Source organism: Streptomyces sp. NBC_01268, from assembly GCF_036240795.1.
In the GTDB taxonomy this organism is placed as follows: Bacteria; Actinomycetota; Actinomycetes; order Streptomycetales; family Streptomycetaceae; genus Streptomyces.
The window spans coordinates 7,905,915-7,926,821 of record NZ_CP108454.1 but is presented as its reverse complement, the minus strand read 5'-3'; the positions used below and the strand labels follow the sequence as shown (position 1 = coordinate 7,926,821).

At 74.4% G+C, this 20,907-nt stretch carries 21 protein-coding genes; 10 read left to right on the top strand and 11 right to left on the bottom strand.

What is annotated here, in order from left to right:
• The first annotated feature begins 72 nt into the window (after positions 1-72).
• Entirely contained in the window at positions 73-597 is a 525-nt protein-coding gene (locus OG309_RS35445; protein ID WP_329427327.1) for an AMIN-like domain-containing (lipo)protein, read from the top strand.
• An 80-nt stretch (positions 598-677) separates the two neighbouring features.
• Here the strand turns inward: OG309_RS35445 and OG309_RS35440 are convergent, their stop codons facing one another.
• The 3 genes from OG309_RS35440 to OG309_RS35430 all read right to left on the bottom strand — a co-directional run bounded on the left by OG309_RS35440 (position 678) and on the right by OG309_RS35430 (position 3,221).
• Positions 678-1,178 (bottom strand): NUDIX hydrolase, encoded by a 501-nt coding sequence (locus tag OG309_RS35440; RefSeq protein WP_329427326.1) that lies wholly within the window; start codon positions 1,176-1,178, stop codon positions 678-680.
• Between the two features lie 109 nt (positions 1,179-1,287).
• On the bottom strand, positions 1,288-2,004 hold the full coding sequence (locus tag OG309_RS35435; protein ID WP_329427324.1) for a response regulator transcription factor: 717 nt from the start codon (positions 2,002-2,004) through the stop codon (positions 1,288-1,290).
• Positions 2,001-3,221: a sensor histidine kinase gene (locus OG309_RS35430; protein ID WP_329427322.1), complete on the bottom strand. Its 1,221-nt coding sequence runs from the start codon at positions 3,219-3,221 to the stop codon at positions 2,001-2,003. The genes OG309_RS35435 and OG309_RS35430 overlap by 4 nt, the downstream gene beginning before the upstream one ends.
• A gap of 132 nt (positions 3,222-3,353) precedes the next feature.
• Between OG309_RS35430 and OG309_RS35425 the strand changes: the two genes are divergently transcribed.
• Together OG309_RS35425 and OG309_RS35420 are read left to right on the top strand one after the other, a co-directional pair.
• Positions 3,354-4,265 carry an ABC transporter ATP-binding protein gene (locus OG309_RS35425; protein WP_329427320.1) on the top strand — a complete coding sequence of 304 codons (912 nt, stop codon included), beginning with the start codon at positions 3,354-3,356 and terminating at the stop codon, positions 4,263-4,265.
• On the top strand, positions 4,262-5,092 hold the full coding sequence (locus OG309_RS35420) for an ABC transporter permease (RefSeq protein ID WP_329427319.1): 831 nt from the start codon (positions 4,262-4,264) through the stop codon (positions 5,090-5,092). The genes OG309_RS35425 and OG309_RS35420 overlap by 4 nt, the downstream gene beginning before the upstream one ends.
• Before the next feature lie 2 nt (positions 5,093-5,094).
• On the opposite strand, the gene OG309_RS35415 is transcribed toward OG309_RS35420, so the two are convergent.
• Positions 5,095-5,985: a YhjD/YihY/BrkB family envelope integrity protein gene (locus OG309_RS35415; RefSeq protein ID WP_329427317.1), complete on the bottom strand. Its 891-nt coding sequence runs from the start codon at positions 5,983-5,985 to the stop codon at positions 5,095-5,097.
• A gap of 114 nt (positions 5,986-6,099) precedes the next feature.
• Positions 6,100-6,573: a winged helix-turn-helix transcriptional regulator gene (locus OG309_RS35410; RefSeq protein WP_329427316.1), complete on the bottom strand. Its 474-nt coding sequence runs from the start codon at positions 6,571-6,573 to the stop codon at positions 6,100-6,102.
• 137 nt (positions 6,574-6,710) lie between these two features.
• Here OG309_RS35410 and OG309_RS35405 point away from each other — a divergent pair, with 137 nt between their 5' ends.
• On the top strand, positions 6,711-7,199 hold the full coding sequence (locus OG309_RS35405; RefSeq protein ID WP_329427314.1) for a PaaI family thioesterase: 489 nt from the start codon (positions 6,711-6,713) through the stop codon (positions 7,197-7,199).
• A 15-nt stretch (positions 7,200-7,214) separates the two neighbouring features.
• Here the strand turns inward: OG309_RS35405 and OG309_RS35400 are convergent, their stop codons facing one another.
• Together OG309_RS35400 and OG309_RS35395 are read right to left on the bottom strand one after the other, a co-directional pair.
• Entirely contained in the window at positions 7,215-7,583 is a 369-nt protein-coding gene (locus OG309_RS35400) for a luciferase domain-containing protein (RefSeq protein ID WP_329427312.1), read from the bottom strand.
• 83 nt (positions 7,584-7,666) lie between these two features.
• A complete protein-coding gene (locus tag OG309_RS35395; RefSeq protein ID WP_329427311.1) occupies positions 7,667-8,806 on the bottom strand; it encodes a PP2C family protein-serine/threonine phosphatase in 1,140 nt (379 codons plus the stop codon).
• A 304-nt stretch (positions 8,807-9,110) separates the two neighbouring features.
• Here OG309_RS35395 and OG309_RS35390 point away from each other — a divergent pair, with 304 nt between their 5' ends.
• From OG309_RS35390 to OG309_RS35365, 6 genes are all read left to right on the top strand, one after another.
• Positions 9,111-9,980, top strand: coding sequence for an AAA family ATPase (locus tag OG309_RS35390; RefSeq protein WP_329427309.1), 870 nt, complete (start codon positions 9,111-9,113; stop codon positions 9,978-9,980).
• Positions 9,977-11,413, top strand: coding sequence for a vWA domain-containing protein (locus OG309_RS35385; protein WP_329427307.1), 1,437 nt, complete (start codon positions 9,977-9,979; stop codon positions 11,411-11,413). The genes OG309_RS35390 and OG309_RS35385 overlap by 4 nt, the downstream gene beginning before the upstream one ends.
• 37 nt (positions 11,414-11,450) lie before the next feature.
• On the top strand, positions 11,451-12,035 hold the full coding sequence (locus OG309_RS35380; RefSeq protein WP_329427306.1) for a nucleosidase: 585 nt from the start codon (positions 11,451-11,453) through the stop codon (positions 12,033-12,035).
• A gap of 354 nt (positions 12,036-12,389) precedes the next feature.
• Positions 12,390-13,541 carry an LLM class flavin-dependent oxidoreductase gene (locus OG309_RS35375; RefSeq protein ID WP_329427304.1) on the top strand — a complete coding sequence of 384 codons (1,152 nt, stop codon included), beginning with the start codon at positions 12,390-12,392 and terminating at the stop codon, positions 13,539-13,541.
• Positions 13,538-14,902 (top strand): NtaA/DmoA family FMN-dependent monooxygenase, encoded by a 1,365-nt coding sequence (locus OG309_RS35370; RefSeq protein ID WP_329427303.1) that lies wholly within the window; start codon positions 13,538-13,540, stop codon positions 14,900-14,902. The genes OG309_RS35375 and OG309_RS35370 overlap by 4 nt, the downstream gene beginning before the upstream one ends.
• A 111-nt stretch (positions 14,903-15,013) precedes the next feature.
• Complete coding sequence (locus OG309_RS35365) at positions 15,014-15,232, top strand: heavy-metal-associated domain-containing protein (protein WP_329427301.1); 219 nt, start codon at positions 15,014-15,016, stop codon at positions 15,230-15,232.
• A 53-nt stretch (positions 15,233-15,285) separates the two neighbouring features.
• Here the strand turns inward: OG309_RS35365 and OG309_RS35360 are convergent, their stop codons facing one another.
• From OG309_RS35360 to OG309_RS35345, 4 genes are all read right to left on the bottom strand, one after another.
• The gene (locus tag OG309_RS35360; protein ID WP_329427299.1) at positions 15,286-17,157 is read right to left on the bottom strand and encodes an alpha/beta fold hydrolase; all 1,872 of its coding nucleotides are present in this window, start codon (positions 17,155-17,157) and stop codon (positions 15,286-15,288) included.
• Between the two features lie 199 nt (positions 17,158-17,356).
• Entirely contained in the window at positions 17,357-18,493 is a 1,137-nt protein-coding gene (locus OG309_RS35355) for a PP2C family protein-serine/threonine phosphatase (RefSeq protein WP_329427298.1), read from the bottom strand.
• A gap of 38 nt (positions 18,494-18,531) precedes the next feature.
• Positions 18,532-19,905, bottom strand: coding sequence for an MFS transporter (locus tag OG309_RS35350; RefSeq protein WP_329427296.1), 1,374 nt, complete (start codon positions 19,903-19,905; stop codon positions 18,532-18,534).
• Complete coding sequence (locus OG309_RS35345) at positions 19,902-20,579, bottom strand: TetR/AcrR family transcriptional regulator (protein WP_329427294.1); 678 nt, start codon at positions 20,577-20,579, stop codon at positions 19,902-19,904. Before OG309_RS35345 ends, OG309_RS35350 begins: the two co-directional genes overlap by 4 nt.
• Between the last annotated feature and the right edge of the window lie 328 nt (positions 20,580-20,907).

Below are 20,907 nucleotides of genomic sequence, written 5' to 3'. Positions count from 1 at the left end.
CCATACGGCTGGGGCGAATGTCTTTCCCAGTGACACCACTGTCCCCATCGCAGAAGAGATCCGGGGGACGCCATGCTTCACCGTCAGAGTCTCGCGGCCGCGGCCGCGGGCATCGTGTTCTCCGCCGGGATCGGCGCCACGATCCCGGCCGACGCCGGGGCCGCCCCGCCCCGTACGACGCGCCCTCCGGCCACGGCCCAGGTCGTCGACGTCCGCTGGGGCACCCATTCCACCTTCGACCGGCTGGTCGTCGACGTCCGGGGCGCCCTGCCCCCGGTGAGCGTCCGACCGGTGAAGGTGCTGCGCTACGACGGCTCCGGGCACCGGGTCCCGCTCGCGGGGAGGTTCTTCCTGGAGATCAAGCTCTCGCCCGCCGCCGCCCACGATCAGTCCGGACGGTCCGTCTACCAGGGGCCCCGGCTCACGCGGATCCACCTGCCCGCCCTCAAGGGCGTCGCCCTGACCGGCGACTTCGAGGGCGTGGTGACCATCGGAGCGGCCTTCGACAGCAAGCCCGTGTTCAAGTCCTTCACCCTGCACTCGCCCGAGCGCTTCGTGCTCGACATCGCCCACCACCCGGCCGGTTGCCCGAGGTGAGCCCCCCTACCGTCCGTCCCGGGGCGGGACCGTCCACAGAGTCGGCCCCGCCCCCGTCCTCGTCCTCGTGGTCCGGCCGGTCAGAGGTCCTCGGTCGTCTCCACGTACACCGTCGTGCCCGTCCGACGGGCCCGGTCGATCTCGGCGAGCCGCCGGAAGTTTTGCGGGTGCATCTCCCGCTCCCACTCCGCGAGCGTCCGCAGCCGGTACGCGCTGTGCTCCTCGGGGTCGAGGACGACCGCGGCGATCTGGGCGTCGGTCAGCTCGCCGCCGTCGAAGATGAAGCCGATGTGGTTGGCCGGCCAGTGCTCGCCGCGGTCACAGGTGAAGTGCGTCCCGAGGAGCCGCGGTTCCCCCTCGTAGACCAGACCGGTCTCCTCGCGGCACTCCCGTACCGCGGTCTCCCAGGGCGTCTCCCCCGGGTCCATGTTCCCGCCGGGCCACTGCCACAGCCCGGTCTCGTAGGTGGCGCGCAGCTGGAACGGACGGCCCTGGGTGTCGGTGAAGTAGAGGCATGCGTACGCGGTCGCTCGCGGCAGCGTCGCGATGTACTCGGCGGGCGGCAGCCAGGTGTTCGCCATGGGCGGCTCTCTCTCGACGGAGCGGTGGGATCACCTCCCATCCAAGCGGTCGGCGTGGCCCGGCCGGGCGCCACGGGGAGGCATCACCGGATCGTGTGATCACTTCGGTTCACGAGGCGGAGACCAGACCCGTCTCGTACGCGAGGATGACCAGCTGCACCCGGTCACGGGCGTCCAGCTTGGCCAGCAGCCGGGTGACGTACGTCTTGGCGGTGGCCACGCTGAGATGCAGCTCGGCGGCGATTTCGGCGTTGGAGAGCCCGCGTCCGACGAGGGTCAGGACCTCCCGCTCCCGCTCGGTGACCCGCCCGGCGAGCCGCTCGGCGCTGCGTCGCGCACCGGGAGCGGACGGACGGTCGGCGAATTCCTTGATCAGGCGCCCGGTGACGCTCGGGGCGATCAGGGCGTCACCGGAGGCCACGACCCGGACGGCGGCCAGGATGTCCTCCAGCGCCATGTCCTTGACGAGGAACCCGGAGGCTCCGGCGCGCAGCGCCGCGTAGACGTTGTCGTCGTCGTCGAAGGTGGTCAGGACCACCACGCGGACGGGACCTCCGCCGCTCGTCAGCAGCCGGGTGGCCTCGATGCCGTCCATACCGGGCATGCGCAGGTCCATGACGACGACGTCGGCTCCGGTCTCCTCGACGAGCCGCACGGCCTCCGCTCCGTCACCCGCCTCGCCGACGACGTCGAGGTCGGGAGCGTCGGTGATGACCATCTGCAGGGCGGTGCGCACGAGCGGCTGGTCGTCGGCGAGCACGACACGGACGGGCGCGGGGGCGGGGCTCGGGGCAGCGGGCCGGGAGGGGGAAGGGGCCTGGGTCATGGGACGTGCACTCCGGTGGGTATGGGCAGGCGGGCGTGGACGCGGAAGCCCCCGCCGGGACGGGGCCCGGCGGTGAACTCTCCGTGCAGCAGGGTGACGCGCTCGCGCATGCCGGCGAGACCGAGGCCGGAACCCGGGGTCCGCGCGCCGGCCCGGGGGCCGGGGCCGTCGTCCTCCACGGTGAGGGTGACCAGGTCGGCGCCGTGGAAGACGGTGACCTCACAAGACGCTTCGGCCGCGTGGCGGAGGACGTTGGTGACGGCCTCCTGGACGATGCGAAAGGCCGAAAGGTCGATCTCCGGGGGCAGTTGTCGTGCTTCGCCGACCGTGCGGACGCGCACGGGCACGCCCGCGGCGGTGGTGGCCTCGGCGAGCCGCTCCAGGTCGGCGAGTCCGGGCATCTCGGGGAGGTGTGCGGGCCGCCCGCTCCCGACGGCGTCCGCCCGGCGCAGGGCGCCGAGCATCCGGCGCAGTCCGGCGAGGGTCTCGCGGCTGGCCTTCTCCACCTCGGTGAGCGCTTCGCGGGCGCGGTCGGGCTGGGTGTCGATGACCCGTCGGGCGGCACCGGCCTGGAGGGCGACGATGCCGATGCTGTGGGCGACCATGTCGTGCATCTCACGGGCGATCCGCAGCCGTTCGGCGGTGACGGCCCGCTCCGCGACCTGGTCGCGGGCCTGCGCGGCGTGGCTGCGGGACTGGCGGGCAGAGCGGCCGAGGAGCCAGGCGATGACGGCGGTGAGGGCGACGGCGAGCTCGGCCGTGGTGCCCACGGCCCAGCCGAGGAGCAGTCGGGTGCCGAGATAGCCGGCGAGGGTGCCGAGGGAGAGGAGCAGGGCTGCCGTCCCGGCGCGCGCCGGGCGGGTCGCGGCGACCGCGTAGAGCGCGACGTCGACGGCGAGGAACTGGGCGAGAGGGATCTCGCCCACGCCGAGGGGGAAGGAGGCTGCCGCCGCGGCGGCGAGCAGCAAGGCGACCGCGGTCAGCGGCCGCCGGGCGAGGAGGGCGCAACCGCTCAGCGCGAGGAGGGTGGAGAGGGCGAGGATCGAGATGCCGTCCCAGCGGGCGATGAACACGCCGGCCGGGACGTCGGCGGATCGCTGGCCTGGCAGCCGGAGCCGGAGCAGCAGGGTGAACAGCAGGCCGGCGGCCCAGCCGGCGGCCGCCAAAGCGCCCGGCGGCAGCCGTTTCAGCGCCGGTGGAGGCGGGGTGGCGGACATACGGTGATCGTAGACGCGGGGCGGGTCCGGCACATTGACCCTGAGGGGTACACCCTGGGGTGACAACGGTCGGGCGGGAATGTCGTCCGTGGTCCGATGTGGGTGGTGGGGTCCGGGCGGCACGGTGGTGTCATGATCGAAGTCAGGGACCTCACCAAGCGGTACGGCGCCACGACCGCCGTCGATTCACTCACGTTCACCGTCCACCCGGGCCGGGTGACGGGCTTCCTCGGGCCCAACGGGGCGGGCAAGAGCACCACGCTGCGGATGATCCTCGGGCTGCACGCGCCGACCGGCGGTTCGGTGACCGTGTCCGGTCGCCCGTTCCGCGCGCTGCCCCGCGGCCTGCGGCACGTGGGTGCCCTGCTCGACGCGGGGGACGTGCACGGCGGCCGGACGGCCCGGGCGCATCTGGGGATACTCGCGCGGAGCAACCGGATCCCGCGGGCCCGGGTCGACGCACTCCTCGAAGAGGTCGGGCTCGCGGGCGCCGCCCGGCGCAGGATCGGGGGCTATTCGCTGGGCATGCGGCAGCGGTTGGGGATCGCCGCGGCGCTGCTGGGCGATCCGCCGGTGCTGCTCTTCGACGAGCCGTTGAACGGCCTGGACCCGGAGGGTGTGAAGTGGGTGCGGGGCCTGTTCCGACGGCTGGCGGCCGAGGGGCGCACGGTCTTCGTCTCCAGTCATCTGATGAGCGAGATGGAGCACACCGCTGACGACCTCGTGGTGGTCGGCCGCGGTGCGCTCATCGCGGCGGAGAGCCTCACCGCGTTCGCGGCGCGCGGCACGCGACTGAGCGTCACGGTCGGCACGCCCGCGGCCGAGGCGCTGAGCGCCCTGCTCGTCGCGGAGGGCGCGGCGGTGGAGGCGGAGGACGGCGGGCTCCTCACGGTGACGGGGCTGAGCGCCGCCCGGATCGGCGACCTCGCCCTCGGCCACCGGGTGCCGCTGCACCAGCTGACGACCCGCACGTCCTCCTTGGAGGAGGCATTCATGGAACTGACCGCCGACAGCGTCGAGTACCTGGCAGGAGACGTCCGATGACCGCGCTCGCCCTTCCCGTGGCGGACCCCCGCGCCCGCTTCCGTGACCTGCTGGCGTCCGAGTGGCTCAAGCTGTGGTCGCTGCGCTCGACCGGCTGGTCGCTGCTCCTGGGCGCGCTGGTGGTGATCGGGTTCAACGCGGGCCAGGCCTGGGACCACTACCGGTACTGGACGGCGTACGACGCCGAGAGTCAGGCGCAGTTCGTCCGGGAGGGCATGGCGCTGCTGGACGCGTTCACGGGGAACGCGGGGATGGTGCTGATCCTCGCGACCGCCTCGATGGGCGCGATGACGGTGGTCGGCGAGTACGGCAGCGGGCAGATCCGCACGACCTTCGCCGCGGTGCCGGCCCGTCGCTCGGTGATGGCCGCGAAGGTCGGTGTGGTGACGGCGGTGATGACCGGCTTCGGCCTGGTGGTCGCCGGGATGTCGTTCTGGGCGAGTCAGGCCATTCTGTCGGTCCACGGCGTCGGCCTGCCGATCAGCCATCCCGGAGCCGTGCGGATCGTGGTGGCGTCGGCGCTGCTCGCGCCGGTGAGTGCGCTGGTGGGGATGGCGCTCGGGACGCTGCTGCGCAACAGCGCGTCGACGATCGTGTCGAGTGTGGTGCTGCTCCTGGTGGTGCCGGCCGTGATCAGCGAGAAGCGTCACTGGTCGGCGGTGCTGGCCCACCTGCAGCCACAGAAGGCCTGGCAGCGGCTGCTGCAGATCGGCGACTGGCCCGCGCCGTTCCCCTGGACGGTCGGCGGGGCGTGGCTGGTGTACGGGGCGTGGGCGCTGGCCGCCGCGGCGGTGACGGTGTTCTCGGTGCAGCACCGGGACCAGTGAGCTCAGCGGCGCCGGGGGCCGGGGCCGACCGTGTCGCGCGCGGCGCGGCGCAGGCGGCGCGGGAGGAGGTACTCGTGGACGAGGCGGCCGGCGAGGGCGCCCCCATACACGACGAAGCCGACGCCGACGAGCCAGGACTGCAGGACGAGGACGGTGCCGAACTGGCCGTAGGTGACGGCGTTGGAGGCGATGAGCGGGGAGAAGACGAACTGGGAGAAGACCCGCAGGCCGAGGAGGCCGAGGGCGGTCAGGACGGCGCCGGGCAGCAGGGCGCGCCAGCGGATGCGGCCGCAGAGGAGGAAGCGCTGGGACCACCAGAAGAAGAGGAAGGTGCCGACGAGGTCGCCGAGGGCGACGAGGACGGTGACGCCGGCGGGCGAGTCCTCGGGGGCCGGGTTGGCGACGAAGAGGAGCAGGGCCGCGACGAGGACGGCGAGCCAGACGACGTGGCGCCACATGGTGTGCCAGCGGGCGGTGGGCAGGTCCCAGACCCGTTCGTAGCCGGTCTGGACGGCCGAGCCGAAGGTCACGCCGAAGGCGGCGAGGGCGGCGAGACCGAAGGCGGTGGTGCGCTGGAGGGCCTGCCCCGGCTGGCCGAAGAGCCGCTCGACCTCTTCCTGGGAGACCTGGGAGACGCCCAGCCCCTGGATGAGCCAGCGGGCGAAGCCCTGGCCGCTGGCGAGGTCGGCGGCGGCCACGACGATGAGGAGGGGGACGAGGGTGAGGAGGCTGAGTGCGGCGAACCCCATGGCGCGGTGCATGAGTTCCATCTCGCGCCCGCGGTTCCAGGCGAGTCCGACCGGTGAGGCGAGGACGCGTTCGTGGAGCCGGTGGAACCAGTGGCCGTGCTCGGCGGGGGCTCTGTCGTGCGGCGCACCGGAAGTGGGGGGCATGTCTCGTCGAGTACCCCGCTCGTCGGCCGAACCCGTCCGGCATGCCGCCGATCGGGTGGAGTCGGGACCGGTCGGGGCCGGGCGGTCGGGAGCGGCGGAGCGTGCTCGCGTGGGTCAGGGGTGGCGGGGGCGGGCGGCGGGGCCGGGGCGGACGGTCACCTCGCGGGGGGTGAGGGTCGCGCGCTCCTCGGAGGTGCAGACGACCTCGACGCGGACGGGGGCGCCGCATTCGGTGTGGCGGATGTCCAGGGGGGTGCCGGCGGGGTCTCCGGCGTGGCTGTCGCCCCACTGCTTGAGGGCGAGCAGGACGGGCCACAGGTCACGTCCCTTGGGTGTCAGGCGGTACTGGGAGCGGGTGCGCGCGCCGGGCTCGCGGTAGGGCTCGACGCGGAGGATGCCGGCGGCGACCAGCTTGCGGAGCCGGTCGGCGAGGACGGCCTCGGAGAGTCCGAGGTGGCGGCGGAAGTCGTCGTAGCGGCGCACCCCGTTGAAGGCGTCCCGCAGGATCAGCAGGGACCACTTCTCGCCGACGACGTCGAGCGCGCGGCGGACCGGGCAGTTCTCGGTGTCCATCTCCAGGTACTGCATCGTCACACTCTAGTCAGCTGGCTGCGATGTTGACAGTCAGCCGAGACCCCCTCTAGCTTCGATCTTCGAAGTCAGGTGGGAATCAAAGGATCACGGGCACTCCGGGCCACCGACGGGCCCCGGCGGAAGGAAGCACGATGGAGCGGTCACGGACGGTGCACTGGCAGGACGCGGCGGCCACCGCGGACGCCGCGGGCAGGATGGCGGGACTGGACTTCCTGCGCGAGATCGCCGCGGGCCGCCTCCCCGCGGCTCCGCTCGGCGCCCTGATGGGCTTCGGCCTGGACGAGGTGGAGCACGGCCGGGCCGTGTTCGGCTTCGAGCCGGGCGAGGAGCACTACAACCCGATCGGCAGCGTGCACGGGGGCGTGTACGCGACGCTGCTCGACTCGGCGGCCGGCTGCGCGGTGCACTCCACGCTCCCCCAGGGCATGGCGTACACCTCGCTGGACCTGTCGACCCGATTCCTGCGGCCGATCACCAAGGACACCGGCAAGGTCCGCGCGATCGGCACGGTCCTCAGCCAGGGCCGGCGCACGGCGCTCGCCGAGGCGGGCCTGTACGACGCCCAGGACCGGCTGCTCGGTCACGCGACGAGCACGTGCATGATCTTCCCGGTGGGCTAGCGCCCGGGCGGCTCGTCAGCAGCGTATGCGGGTGCGCGTGCAGTGGTCCGGGGCCGGGTCGTGGGCCGGATAGGGCTCGCCGGTCGCCTGGAGGGCCGCGCTCACCAGCGTGGCCAGCAGGTCGATGTCCGAGCCCATGTCCAGACGGACCGTCACCCAGCCGGAGCCGGCCCGCAGGCGCAGCGCGCTCGACCCGAGGAGGGCCGGGCGCAGCCGGGCGATCATGGCACGGGTGAGGTGGACGTCGGCCTCGTGTTCACCGTGGAAGTGCACGATCTCCTGCGTCGCGGTGCGCAGTCCGAGCTCGGCGCCGCAGGGCGCGCGGTCGGCGATCAGCGAGGGCCAGCTCATCAGGCGTTCACTGGCGTGCCTGGCTGTGTTCATACGAGGAGCGTGCCCCTCCCCGGGGGCGTGCACAAGCGTCCTGCGGAAAGAATCCCGCCGAGGCGCACAACAGTCGACTCCGCTCAGGGTGCGGGGCGTTCGCGGACCCGGGCGGCGAGCACCGCGACGTCGTCTTCCGCGGTGTGGGCGTCGAGCCGGCGGAGCACCTCGTCGACTACGGCTTCCGGGCCGGATCCTGCCGGCAGCCGGAGTGCGGCGAGCCGGGCGAGGGAGTGGTCGATGTCCTCGCCGCGCCGTTCGACGAGGCCGTCGGTGAACATCAGCAGGGTGTCGGCAGGGGTGACGGTGCGGACGGCGGGTTCGTAGCCGCCGAGGCCGGTGCCGAGCGGCGGGCCCACCGGGAGGTCCACGAGTTCGGCCGAGCCGTCGGCGGCGAAGACGACCGGCGGGAGGTGGCCCGCGCTGGCGAAGGTCGCCGTCGAGCGGGCCGGGTCGACCTGGATCAGCAGGCAGGTCGCGGGCCTGCGGCCCTCGTCCTCGGCGACGACGGCGTCCAGTTGGCGCAGCACCCGGTGCGGGGGCAGGTCGGTGCCGGCGACCTCGCGCAGGGCGCTCCGGTAGGCGTTCATGTCCACGGCGGCGTCGAGGCCGTGTCCCATCACGTCGCCGACCACGAGCAGGCTGCGCCCGAAGTGGAGCCGCACGGTCTCGAACCAGTCGCCGCCGACGAGGGTGCGCGGACCGGCCGGGAGGTAGCGCCCGGCGATCTCCAGGTTGGGGTGCGGCCGGCCCGGCTCGGCGACCAGGGCGCGCTGCAGGTGCAGGGCGGTGGCCTCGGTGGCGGCCAGCCGGCGGGCGTGGCCGAGGTGCAGGGCGGCGAGTCGTACGGCATGGGCGACGACCGCGCTCTCGTGCTCCGTGAACGCGCGCCCGCTCCTGGCCACCCGTACCCGCCCCAGGTCCGCCCCGTCCCTCGCGAGCATCGGCAGCACGAGCACCGCGGGCACGGGCGATCCGTCCATCAGCCCGGCGTCTCCGGCGGCCGCGGCCCGCAGCGGCGGGGCACCGTCGAGCGGTCGGAGGTCGATGTCCGCCGCGTCGGCGACCCGGTGGACGAGGAAGTCCGCCAGCTCCGCGCAGACGGTCCGCTCGTCGAGCGCGGTGCCTATCTCCGCCGCCGCGTGCTCCATGGCGTCGAGCCGGGCCAGGACGGCCTCGTACTCCCCTTCCGGCCAGGCCCGCTCCCCAGCTCGCTCCGCCACCGCACCTCCACCGCCGTTCCCCTCACCCCCATTCCATCAGCGGCCCGACCGCCGCGCGCGCGGCACCCCCCGGACCAGGCCGGGGTCACCCTCCGCGAGGCACGGGCAGGGGCGGACGCGGGTCGGACGCGGGTCGGACGCGGGTCGGACGCGGGTCGGACGCGGGTCGGACGCGGGCGCGGGTCCCGCGGCCGGTCAGGACCGCCACCCGATGTTCGGGGCCGACACCCCTCACGTGGGGGCACCCCGCGGGTACCCTGACACTACTGGCCGGTAACTCACGTGTATCTCCGGGGGAACAGCAATGACGACCGGGTACTTCCACTCCGTCGACGAGGTCGCCGAGCGGCTCGCCGCCACCGGCTATCTGGCCTCGCCCGCCGTCGCCACCACCGTCTTCCTGGCCGACCGGCTCGGCAAGCCGCTGCTCGTCGAGGGCCCCGCCGGGGTCGGCAAGACCGAACTCGCCAAGGCCGTCGCCCAGGTCGCCGGAGCGCGCCTGGTGCGCCTCCAGTGCTACGAGGGCGTCGACGAGTCCCGAGCCCTGTACGAGTGGAACCACGCCAAGCAGCTGCTGCGGATCACCGCGGGCCGCGGCGAGAGCTGGGACGAGACCCGCACCGACATCTTCGGCGAGGAGTTCCTGCTCCCCCGCCCGCTGCTCACCGCGATCCGCTCCGACGAGCCCACCGTCCTGCTCGTCGACGAGACCGACAAGGCCGACGTCGAGGTCGAGGGCCTGCTCCTGGAGGTGCTGAGCGACTTCCAGGTCACCGTGCCCGAGCTGGGCACCATCTCCGCCACCCGGCGCCCCTTCGTCGTCCTCACCTCCAACGCCAGCCGCGAGCTCTCCGAGGCCCTGCGCCGGCGCTGCCTCTTCCTCCACATCGGATTCCCCGAGGAGGAGCTGGAGCGGCGGATCGTCCGCGACAAGGTGCCCGGCATCGACGAGGCCCTCACCGCCTCGGTGGTGAGGGTCGTGGGCGCGCTGCGCGCCATGGACCTGCGCAAGGCGCCCTCGGTGGCGGAGACCGTCGACTGGGCCCGCACCCTGCTCGCGCTCGGCGCGGACACGCTGTCCGACGAGGTCGTGCGCAGCAGCCTCGGTGTCATCCTCAAGCACCAGGAGGACATCCTGAAGGCCGCGGCCAAGCTGGACCTGGACGCGCTGTGACCGCCGCCGACCGGGTCACCGGCCTGGTGCGGGCGCTGCGGGCGCACGGCTTCGGGATCGGCACGGGCGAGACCGTCGACGCGGGGCTCGCCCTCGAAGCCGTCGGGTTCGACGACCGGGAGCGGATGCGGGCGGCGCTCGCCGCCACGCTCCTGCACGGCGAGGACCGGCGCCCCGTCTTCGACCGGGTCTTCGACCTGTACTTCCCGCTCGTCGAAGCGCTGCCCGGAGCCGAGGCCCACGGGCGGACGGGGCCCGAGGGCGACCCGCCGGGCGCGGGCTCGGGCGACGACGACCCGGCAGCCGGCCGATCCGCCGACCCCGCCGACCTGCGCGAGCAGCTGCGCGAGCGGCTCGCCGCCGCGCTCGCGGCCGGCGACGACGCGGCCCTGAACCAGCTGGCCGGCGAGGCGGTCGGCGGGCTCGGCGGATACGGCTCCTCCCCCGGTTCGGACGGCTGGTCCTCGTACCAGACGCTGTCCCGGCTGCGGCCCGAGACGCTGCTCGTCCGGGTCCGGGCGATGCTGCGCGAGGGCGCCGACGGGGAGCCGGAGTTCGCGGACCGGCTGACCGACGACGAGATCCGGCGCCGCATCGAGGACTTCCGCGCCCGCGTGCGCACCGAGGCGCGCCGCCGGGTCGCCGAGCGCCAGGGCCGGGACCGGGTGGCCCGCCGGGCGGTCGGCACGACGCCCGACCGGATCGACTTCCTGCTCGCCGGCCGGGACCAGCTCGACGAGCTGCGGCGTACGGTGCGCCCGCTGGCCCGGCGACTCGCGACCCGGCTCGCGGCGCGCCGCCGCAAGGCCGCCCGCGGGGAGATCGACCTGCGGCGCACGCTGCGGCGCTCCCTGTCGACCGGCGGCGTGCCCATGCGCCCGGTGCTGCGGCAGCGACGGCCCGGGCGGCCCGAACTGGTGCTGCTGTGCGATGTCTCGGGCTCCGTCGCGGGCTTCGCGCACTTCACCATGCTGCTGGTGCAGGCGCTGCACGACCAGTTCAGCCGGGTCCGGGTCTTCGCCTTCGTCAACCGCACCGACGAGGTCACGGACCTGGTGGCCCGGGGCCGGGCGGACCCGGCCGGGCTCGGTGCGCGGATCCTCGCCGAGGCCACGGTGACCGGCTGGCACGGGCAGAGCGACTACGGGACGGCGCTCGACGAGTTCACCGAGCGCTACCTGGACGCGTTGGGCCCCCGTACCGTCGTGTTCGTGCTCGGCGACGCCCGCACCAACAACAGCGACCCCCGGCTTCCGGCGCTCGCGCTGATCGCCGAGCGGGCCCGGCGGGTGTACTGGCTCAATCCGGAGCAGCGCTCCCTGTGGTCGACCGGCGACTCGGTCGCGCACGCCTACGCCGAGCTCGTCGACATGCGCCCCTGCCGGGACGCGCGGCAGCTCGGGGAGCTCATCGGGCGCCTGCTCCCGGTCTGAGCACCGACCGCTGCGCCGTACGGGTAGCGTGAGGCGCATGGAACTCTCGGGTGAGATCACCGCCGGCCGTCCCCTGCTCGTCCTCGCGGTCAAGGAGGAGGCGCAGTACCTCGACACGGATCTGCCGATCCTGCTCACGGGCATGGGCAAGGTCAACGCGGCGACGGCGCTCTCCAGCGTGCTCGCCCGCGGGCCGCGCCCCTCCGAGGTCGTCAACCTCGGCACGGCGGGCGCGCTGCGCCCCGGCTGGAGCGGCACCCACGTCGTCGGCACGGTCATCCAGCACGACCTGGACGGCGAGCTGCTCGCCACTCTCACCGGCGAGACGTACGGCGCCCCGCTCACCCTGCCCGCCGGCGGCGACGTGGTCCTCGCCACCGGTGACACCTTCGTCTCGGACGAGGCCGCGCGGATGCGGCTCGCGGCCCGGGCCGCCCTGGTCGACATGGAGGGGTACGCCCTGGCCACCGCGGCCGGCCTCGCCGGCGTCCCGCTCCGCCTGGTGAAGCACGTCAGCGACGAGGCGGGTGAGGGAGCGGCCCGCAGCTGGCGGGAGTCGGTGGCCGACTGCGCCCGCGCGCTCGCCGACTGGGCGGCGGCGAACACGCCGTACCGGGCGTAACGCGGAGGGCCGCCCCGGCCCGAACGTCCGCCAGTCAGAACCACCTTGACATCCCGGAACCGTGCCTGCCTAAGCTGGGACATCCCCTTCCGGATCCTGGAGGCTCCCGTGCCCGCACCCCTCGCCGCGCCGCGTCGCGGTCGTGGTGTCGTGCGGGCGGGGGCTCTGCTGAGCTGCCGGCGGCATGTCGACTTCTGCCGCACCGCCTCCGCCATCTGTCCTTCCGCACACCGCTGAATCCCACCCCGACGCCGCGCCCGCGCGCGGTCTCGGGCCGGCGTCCGCCGTGCCGTGCCCTCACGGCTCCGGGCGGCGCGCCGTCGCGTTTCGCCGTGTCGTTCCGGAAGGACCCCCATGCCTCACCCTGCCCTGCACCTGGCCGTCGAGATCGACGGTGACGGTGCCCATCCCGCCGCGTGGCGCCGCGCCGCCCACGCCCCCGGAGAACTGCTCACGCCGCGCCGGATCGCCAAGGTCGCGGCCGTCGCCGAGAACGCCGGCTTCACCCTCGTCACCCTCGACGACTCCGTCCTGCCGCCCGCCTCGGCCGCCGTCGGCGGCCCCGCGGGGCGGATCGGGGCGGTGGAGCGGGCCGCGTTCATCGCCGCGTCGACGAGCGTGATCGGCGTCGCGCCGGTCCTCGCGACGACCTACGCCGAGCCGTTCCACGTCTCCACCCGGATCGCCTCGCTCGACCACGTCTCGGTGGGCCGGGCCGGCTGGGTGCTCGGCGTGGAGGAGAGCGCCGAGGCCGCCCGCGCCTGGGGGCGGCCCCGCGTCGAGGGCGAACCGGCGCTGCGCCGCGAGGCCGTGGACGGGCTCCAGGTCGCGCGGGACCTGTGGGACTCGTGGGAGGACGACGCCGTCGTCCGGTCCGTCGCCACGAGCCGCTACCTCGACCGTGAGCGGCTGCACTACGTCGACTTCGAGGGCGAGACGTACAGCGTGAAGGGCCCGGCGATCGTGCCGCGCCCGCCGCAGGGCAGGCCGGTGGTCCTGGCCCCCGCCGGGCTCGTCCCGCCCGGGCTCGTCGACGTGGCGCTCGTCGAGGGCGCCTCGCCCGCGCTGCTCGGCGCGGCCGCCGCCGCCTCGGGCGCGCCGCTCGCCTTCGCCGAGCTCGAGATCGCCCTGGACACCCCGGGCGGGACGGCCGCGGAGCGGATCGCGGACCTGGACCGGTTCGCGCCGTGGGAGGAGCGTGCGGGCCGGCCGCCCGGCCGCCTGCGGTACACCGGATCCGCGCGGGGACTCGCCGATCTCCTGGAGGAGTTGAGCGCCCTGGTCGACGGGGTGCGCCTGCACCCGCTGGTCCTCGACGAGGACCTCGCGGTGCTGTCCCGGCTCGTCCTGCCCGAGCTGTTCGCACGGCGGGTGGCGGCACGCCCGCTGCCGGGCACCACCCTGCGCACCACCCTCGGACTCCCCCGCCCCGAGAGCCGTTTCGCCACCACGGCCGCCACGGCCTCCGCCGCCACGTCCGCCACCACCCGGGAGGGGAACCGATGACCGGCACCGACCCGCACGACGTCCCCCGCCCCGACGCCCAGCTGCACTTCGGCGTCTTCTTCCAGGGCGTCAACCACTGGACCATCTGGTCCGACCCCGCCAGCGGCTCGCAGATCGACCCGGCCTCCTTCCGGAAGGTCGCCCAGACCGCCGAACGCGGCCTGTTCGACGCCTTCTTCCTCGGCGACGGGCTGCGGCTGCGCGAGACCGACGGACACATCCACGACCTGGACGTGGCCGGGCGCCCCGACTCCCTCGCGCAGCTCGCCGCGCTCGCGGCCGTCACCCACCGGATCGGCCTGGTCTCCACGTCCAACACGACCTTCAACGAGCCGGGCGACCTCGCCCACCGTCTGGCCGGTCTCGACCTGCTCTCCGAGGGCCGGGCCGGCTGGAACGTCGTGACCACCGACAACGCCTGGACCGGCGCCAACTTCCGCCGCGGCGGCTTCCTGGACCACGCCGACCGCTACCGGCGCGCCGAGGAGTTCCTGACCGTGGCCCGCGCCATCTGGGACGGCTGGGCGGACGGTGCGGTGACCGACTCCGTCGAGGCCCGCACCTGGTCCGTGCCGGGCACGATAGGCCGGGTGCGGTCGGCGGGCGCGCAGTTCGACGTCGACCTGGTGCCGGCGCTGCCGCGCAGCGCGCAGGGGCATCCGGTGATCTTCCAGGCGGGTGACTCGCCGGACGGCCGGGACTTCGCGGCGCGCAACGCGGACGTCATCTTCTCCGCGCACGGGCGGGACTTCGACGACGCGCTCGGCTTCGCCGAGGACATCCGGCGGCGACTGCGCGCGGCGGGCCGGCCCGCGGACGCGCTGCGCATCCTGCCGGCGACGGAGATCGTCATCGGCGCGACCGAGAAGGAGGCGGAGGAGAAGGCCCGCTGGGTGCGGCTGGAGCAGGTCACCCCGGCGACGGCGCTGGCCGTCGCGAGCCGGCTGTGGAACATCGACCTGTCGGAGCGCGACGCCGACGGGCCGCTGCCCGCCGAGGACCCGGTCGTCGAGGAGAACACCGGCGCGTTCGGCTCGGCGCGGGTCGCGGACCCGCGGGGTGTGGTCGCCGAGTGGCGGGCGAAGGCGGAGGCCAACGGGTGGTCACTGCGGGAGGCGGTGATCGAGCTGGGCCCCCAGCGCGGGCACGTGGGCACCGCCGCGGGGCTCGCCGACCGGTTCGCCCACTGGGTGCGGCACGGTGCCCTGGACGGGTTCAACATCTCGCCGTACCTGGTTCCGGACGGCCTGGACGACATCGTGGACCTGCTGGTCCCGGAGCTTCAGGAGCGCGGGGCGTACCGCACGGCGTACACGGGGACGACCCTGCGGGAGCACCTCGGCCTGGCGCCCCTGGCCTGACCCGGTCGGCCGGAACTCCTCCTTGCGCGGGATACCCCCTGGGGGTAGAAATGGATCAACGGAATACCCCCCAGGGGTATCACGCGCACACGCCAAGCCCAGGAGGCTCCCATGTCCGCTTTCTCCACCACGTACAAGGTTTCCGGTGTCAACAGCGGTCACTGCAAGGCGATCGTCTCCGAGGCCCTGCGCGACCTGGACGGCGTCGACACCGTGAGCGTGGAGATCTCCACCGGCCTGGTCACCGTCCACACCAGCGCCGAGCCGGACGACGCGCTGATCTCCACGACGATCGACGACGCCGGCTACGACTTCCACGGCCGCGCCTGACCGAAGCGGGTCCCGGGAGGGGGCGGGCGGCACGCCCGTCCCCTCCCCCGCGTTCAGCCCAGCGGCAGCTCCAGCCGCGCCGGGGCGACGACGACGGTCTGCGTCCAGACCACCGACACGTCCCCGTACAGCGGGTCCTTGCTGTCGATCACCAGCATCAGCCGGTGCCCCTCCGCCAGGTCGTACGCGGCGGCCTGCAGGCGCCACTCGACCTCGCGCGCCTCGCCCGGCCCCAGATCGTCGACGTTCAGCGGCTCGTGCGTGATGATCCGGGCCGTCTCGTCCTCCGCGACGTCGAAGAGGTGGGCGAAGAGACTCACCGAGTGGGTCGAGGAGCGGACGGTCAGCCGCAGGACCGGGATGCCGCGGATCCGCCGGGCCGCCGCCCCGCCGGCCCCACCGGCCCTTCCTGCCCCGCCGGCGGTCAGCGGCTCCGACGTCCAGACCAGCGCGTGGGTGCGGTCGATCTTCCGGGTGTCGTAGGTCTTCGGGTTGCCGGCCCATTCCTTCCGGCCCGTCTCCATGATCCTGTCCATCGCGGTGGCCGCGGTGTCGACGCCGGCGATGAAGGACCGCTCCCAGCCCGTCTCCCCGACGCCCGCCCCCTCCGCCGCGACGAGTCCGCCGTCCGCCCCGCCCGCTCCGCCGCCGGTCAGGACGAGCCGCTCGGTTCCGGTGGTCACCTCGCTCCAGCTCGCCCGGCCCTCCCGCAGCGCCGGATCGACGATCTCGCGCTCGGCGGTCGGCCGGCCGGTCTCCGGGTCGCGCAGCGGGACCGTCCGGTAGGTGAACATCACCTGGTTGCTGACGGCGGGCCAGTCCTCCACCCCGTTGCGTTCGCCCTTGAGGTGGTGGTCGAGCCAGGCGTACGCCTCCTGCATCGGGAGGTTGACGTCACCGGGCCTGGCCGGCGGGGCGATGAGGCCGCGCCCTTCCGGGACGGCGTGATCGCCGATCCACATGTTGAGCCGCTTGGGCACGGTGAGCCCCTCGAAGGTCTCCACGACCTGGTTGGCCGGGAACAGGCTCTCGTGCCAGGTGTGGGAGAAGAAGGTCGGCGTGCCGTGGTCGTTGGTCTGGGCGAGGTACGAGCGCGGGGCGCGCAGCTTCCCCCAGGCGACCACGCGGTCCATGTCGGGGCCGTTCAGGAACTCGGCGAGGATCGCGCGGTTGCGCGCGTCGAACTTCTCCTCGACCGTGCCGCCGGTCAGGGCGAGCAGGGCGTTGACGGCCGCGATGTGGCGGACGCCGTTGTCGTAGAGCGCGGTGGCGAGGTCGCCCCAGGTGCTCAGGGCGACGACGGCCGCCACCCGCTCGTCGTGGGCGGCGACGAGCTGGCTGATGCCGGAGCCGTACGACTCGCCGAGGAAACCGATGGCGGTGGGCCCGAAGCGCTCGACGGCGTAGTCGACGACGGCGGAGCCGTCCGCCCAGTCGTTCGGCCCGGCCACGTCGATGAAGCCCTCGGAGGTGGAGGGCAGGCCCTTGAGCCCGAGGCCGCGGGGCGTGTACGCGATGACGTGGTAGCCCTTGAGCGCGAGCGTGAGGTACGCGTACATGAAGGGCGCCCAGCCGAAGGGCGACCAGCCGGCCGGGAGGACCACCAGCGGGTGCGGTCCGGGGGCGAGCTGCCGGAGCGTGAAGGCGGAGAGCGCGATGCCGTCGTCGGCCTCGATGGCGGTGACGAGCGGGAGGGCGATCCCCCGCACCTGCCCGACGAGCTCGGCGAGTTCGTCGGTGAGCAGGTCCGTGCGTCCCCCGGGCTCCATGGCCGCGGCCAGGGTCTGGCCGATCCGGGCGGCGTCGGGGTCGACCGTCCCGTCGGGCGCCCACAGGCCGTGCGCCGCGACATGGGCGACGTCGGCCTCCGTGACGGCTTCGGTGAGGAAGGAGCTGAAGGTGGTGTGCGTGGTGTCGTCGGGCACGTGCACCCGGTCCTCTCGTCTGGTCCGGCGGTTCCGCGTACGGCCCGTCCGCATTGCGGACGGGTGACGCACGGTCAGCAAGCCTGACCCATGGGGGACGGCGTCACCAGGGAGCGCGTGAAGGGCGCGTGAGACACCGCACCGGGACACCGGCGACACCGGCCGCCCGGTTTCGCACGTTTGAAACGGTGCCCGGCCGTCAGCGCCGAGCGGGGGCGGCGGCCTCGACGGCCGGCTCCGGCGGGCGTACGACGAGCAGCGCGGCCACGTCGTCGTCGAGGCCGTCCACGGAATAGCGGGCGAGGTCCTCCTGGAGCAGCGGCAGCACCCGGGCGTCCGGCTGGTCCGCCCAGCGGCCGAGCCGCTCCTCCAGCGGGTAGAAGACGCCCTCCCGGTCCCGGGTCTCGCTGACGCCGTCGGTGAAGAGCAGCAGCCGGTCCCCCGGGCCGAACGGCACCTCCTCCACCCGGTGCCGGGAGGCGAACAGACCGGAAAGGTTGACCGGCAGGGACGGGTCCGAGAGGACGACGGGGCGCACCTGCCCGTCGTGTTGGAGGAGCGGGGCCGGGTGGCCGCAGCTCAGGAGGCGTACGACGTCCTCGCCGTCGGGGAGTTCGAGGAGGAGGACGGTGGCGAAGCGCTCGGCGGAGTCGGCGTCGGGGTCCCAGGCCCCGTACCGCGCCAGGCCCTCTTCGAGACGGTCGGCGAGCGCGGGGAGGTCGGGCGCGTCGGTGACGGCCGAGCGGTAGGCGCCGAGCAGCACGGAGGCACTCTCCACGGCGCCCAGGCCCTTGCCCTGGACGTCGCCGAGCAGGACACGGACGGCGCCGGGGATCCGTACGGCCTCGTAGAAGTCGCCGCCGATACGGGCCTTCGCGGCGGCGGCGAGGTACAGCAGGTGCAGTTCGACGCGGCCGAGACGGGGCGCCAGCGGGCGCAGCAGCACCCGCTGGACGACCTCGGCGACGGCCAGCACCTCCCGCATGTCCTGTTCGTAGCGGGTGCGCACCCGGCTGACCCAGACGGCGGCGCCGATGACGGCGGCCAGGACGGCCTCGGCGGCGAGGATGTCCTGCGCGGGATCCCCCTGCGCCATCGCGAGGGCCAGCCGCAGCACCATCGCCAGCACCCCGATGGCGACGGTGCCGCGCGTGTTCCAGGTGACGGCGGCGAGCGCGGGACCGATGACGAGGAGCCGGTCGAAGTGCTGTCCCTGCGAGGTGGCGAGATCGACGACCACCACGACTGCGAGGGCCAGCAGGGGCAGCGCGAGACCGATGGTGAACTGGGTACGCGTCCCTTTGGACCTGGCGAGACGGTGACCACCTGTGGGCATTTCCTGATCGTACGTACGGGACGGGGCGGACCCGGGCGTTACGACGCCGGTGGCGTGTCAGCGTCCCGGCGCGGTCCCGGCAGGGCGAGCGCTGCCGGCGCGGCGAGGACGGCGACGGCGGCGAGCGCGGGCAGGGCGTGTCCGGGGGCGGGCAGCAGGGAGGCCAGGGTGACGCCGAGGACGGGGCCCGTGTTCATGGCGGTCTGCTGGAGTCCGCCGGCGACCCCGGCGTGCTCGGGCGGCGCCCGGTGCACGACGACGGAGGTCGCGGTCACCATCACGGCACCGAACCCGGCCCCGAGCAGCGCGGCGCAGGCGCCCGTCACCGGCCCCGAGTCCGTGACCTCCGGCCGGCCGAGGAGGAACACGCCGAGCGCGGTCAGGAGGGCTCCCCCGGTGGCTGTGACCCGGGCGCCGAGGCGCCGCTGGAGCAGGGCGCTGACCGGCGCCCCCAGCACCATGGCCACGGCGAGCGGGGCCATCCGCAGCGCGGTCTCCATCGGCGTGAGGCCGAGGGCGTCCTGGAAGAGGTAGGTGGCCGCGAAGAGGGTGCCGGAGAGCGCGGCGGACACGGCGAGCAGCGCCCCGAGCCCGGCGGCGACCGGCCCCGTCCGCAGCAGCCCGGGCGGCAGCAGGGGGTGCGGGGCCCGCCGTTCGTGCCGTACGAGGAGGAGGGCGGCGAGCGCGGCGGCGGCGAGGGCGAGGGGGGTCCCGGTGACCAGGCCGTGGACGAGGCAGGCGAGGGCGAGCCCGAGCAGGCAGGCGCCGGGAAGGTCGAGGGCGCCCAGGCCGCGGGTGTCCGCGGTCGGCCGGGCGGGGCGCGGTTCGGGCACGACCAGGCAGAGGAGGGCGAGCGCCGCCGTGGGGACCACGCCGATCAGGAAGACCGCGCGCCAGCCGTAGGCCCCGACGAGCGCGCCGCCGACGAGCGGTCCGGCCGCGGCGGCGAGGCCGATGGCGCTGGTGCGCAGGGCGACGGGCATCCCGAGGCGTTCGGGCGGGTAGGCGGCGCGCAGCATGCCGAGCGTGGCGGGCTGCAGCAGGGCGCCGGCGACGCCCTGCGCGACCCGCAGGGCGATCACGGTGCCGATCCCGGGGGCGGCGGCGATCCCGGCGGAGGCCGCGGCGAAGCCGAGGCAGCCGGCCGCGAAGACCCGGCGGTGCCCGTACCGGTCGCCGAGCCGTCCGGCGAACACCAGCAGACCGGCGACGGCCACGAGGTAGCCGGTGCTGGTCCACTGCACCTGCCCGAGACCGGCGCCGAGGTCGCGCTGGAGGACGGGCTGGGCGACGGTCAGCACGGTCCCGTCGAGGGCGACGACGGCGGCGCCGACGACACTGCAGGTGAGGGCGAGGGCACGGTGCCGGGCCGCCGCGGCGGGCCGGGCGGCGACGGCGGAGCCGGTGCTCATCGGGTCTCCCCCGCGGGGCCCAGGTGCGCCCGGAGCGCGGCGGCGAGCAGCGGCTCCACGTCGTCCGCGCCCGTCGCGAGGCGCAGGCTGCCCCAGCGCCAGAGCTGGGCGATGCCGTGCAGGTTGGCCCAGAGCGCGCCCGCGGCGGTGGCGGGGGCGGCGTCCGGGCGGGCCTCGGCGACCAGGGCGCCGAAGCGGGCGAAGAGCGGGAGGCTCGTGTCGCGCAGCCCGAGGCGGCCGCTCTCCAGCAGGTCGTGGCGGAACATCAGCTCGTACATCCCGCCGCGGGTCCGTGCGAAGTCGAGGTAGGTGCGCGCGAGGGCCTCGATCCGTGCCCGGGCCTCCCCTTCGCGCTCGTCGGCCCGCGCCACGCGTGCGCCGAGTTCGCGGAACCCCTCCCGGGCGATCGCCGAGAGCAGGTCGAGATGGGTCGGGAAGTGGCGGCGGGGCGCACCGTGCGAGACCCCGGCCCGGCGGGCGATCTCGCGCAGCGACAGGGCCTGGACGCCCTCGGTGTCGACGAGCTCGACTCCGGCCCGGACGAGCCGGTCGCGCAGACCGGTCTCGGGCTCAGGCGTGGGTGCGGGGGGCGTGGGGGTGAGGGCGGGGGTGGAGGGCGAGGGGGTGGAGGGCGTCGGGTCGGAAGGCGGGGGCGGAATGGGGTCTGCGGACATGATCCCTGTCTATCCGATCTTCGTAGACACTGTCTACACCTTTCGTAGACAGTGTCTACCGCGCGGGGGTGGCCGTGGGCGGGAGGGGGCGGCAAGAAGAGCGTCGGCACCAGGAAGCCCGCACTGGACCGTCCGTTACACTGATGGGCAGCGAAGGGGAGTAGCCCTGCGAACCGGTCGTCGACACACTGGAACCCCCGGGTTCCCGGTGACCGGGTCCGTGCGGAAGCACGGACGGGCGAGACCTTCGGCCAGGCATCAACGCCACGTCCGCATCTGTGGGCGTGGTTCGTCATGCCGGGCCGAGTGGTCCTCCCGTCGCCCATCC

What these genes read in the sequence shown, in the direction of transcription:
- OG309_RS35445 (WP_329427327.1), top strand. Translation starts at nt 73, where the DNA reads ATGCTTCACCGTCAGAGTCTCGCGGCCGCGGCCGCGGGCATCGTGTTC.
- OG309_RS35440 (WP_329427326.1), bottom strand. Translation starts at nt 1,178, where the DNA reads ATGGCGAACACCTGGCTGCCGCCCGCCGAGTACATCGCGACGCTGCCG.
- OG309_RS35435 (WP_329427324.1), bottom strand. Translation starts at nt 2,004, where the DNA reads ATGACCCAGGCCCCTTCCCCCTCCCGGCCCGCTGCCCCGAGCCCCGCC.
- OG309_RS35430 (WP_329427322.1), bottom strand. Translation starts at nt 3,221, where the DNA reads ATGTCCGCCACCCCGCCTCCACCGGCGCTGAAACGGCTGCCGCCGGGC.
- OG309_RS35425 (WP_329427320.1), top strand. Translation starts at nt 3,354, where the DNA reads ATGATCGAAGTCAGGGACCTCACCAAGCGGTACGGCGCCACGACCGCC.
- OG309_RS35420 (WP_329427319.1), top strand. Translation starts at nt 4,262, where the DNA reads ATGACCGCGCTCGCCCTTCCCGTGGCGGACCCCCGCGCCCGCTTCCGT.
- OG309_RS35415 (WP_329427317.1), bottom strand. Translation starts at nt 5,985, where the DNA reads ATGCCCCCCACTTCCGGTGCGCCGCACGACAGAGCCCCCGCCGAGCAC.
- OG309_RS35410 (WP_329427316.1), bottom strand. Translation starts at nt 6,573, where the DNA reads ATGCAGTACCTGGAGATGGACACCGAGAACTGCCCGGTCCGCCGCGCG.
- OG309_RS35405 (WP_329427314.1), top strand. Translation starts at nt 6,711, where the DNA reads ATGGAGCGGTCACGGACGGTGCACTGGCAGGACGCGGCGGCCACCGCG.
- OG309_RS35400 (WP_329427312.1), bottom strand. Translation starts at nt 7,583, where the DNA reads ATGAACACAGCCAGGCACGCCAGTGAACGCCTGATGAGCTGGCCCTCG.
- OG309_RS35390 (WP_329427309.1), top strand. Translation starts at nt 9,111, where the DNA reads ATGACGACCGGGTACTTCCACTCCGTCGACGAGGTCGCCGAGCGGCTC.
- OG309_RS35380 (WP_329427306.1), top strand. Translation starts at nt 11,451, where the DNA reads ATGGAACTCTCGGGTGAGATCACCGCCGGCCGTCCCCTGCTCGTCCTC.
- OG309_RS35375 (WP_329427304.1), top strand. Translation starts at nt 12,390, where the DNA reads ATGCCTCACCCTGCCCTGCACCTGGCCGTCGAGATCGACGGTGACGGT.
- OG309_RS35370 (WP_329427303.1), top strand. Translation starts at nt 13,538, where the DNA reads ATGACCGGCACCGACCCGCACGACGTCCCCCGCCCCGACGCCCAGCTG.
- OG309_RS35365 (WP_329427301.1), top strand. Translation starts at nt 15,014, where the DNA reads ATGTCCGCTTTCTCCACCACGTACAAGGTTTCCGGTGTCAACAGCGGT.
- OG309_RS35355 (WP_329427298.1), bottom strand. Translation starts at nt 18,493, where the DNA reads ATGCCCACAGGTGGTCACCGTCTCGCCAGGTCCAAAGGGACGCGTACC.
- OG309_RS35350 (WP_329427296.1), bottom strand. Translation starts at nt 19,905, where the DNA reads ATGAGCACCGGCTCCGCCGTCGCCGCCCGGCCCGCCGCGGCGGCCCGG.
- OG309_RS35345 (WP_329427294.1), bottom strand. Translation starts at nt 20,579, where the DNA reads ATGTCCGCAGACCCCATTCCGCCCCCGCCTTCCGACCCGACGCCCTCC.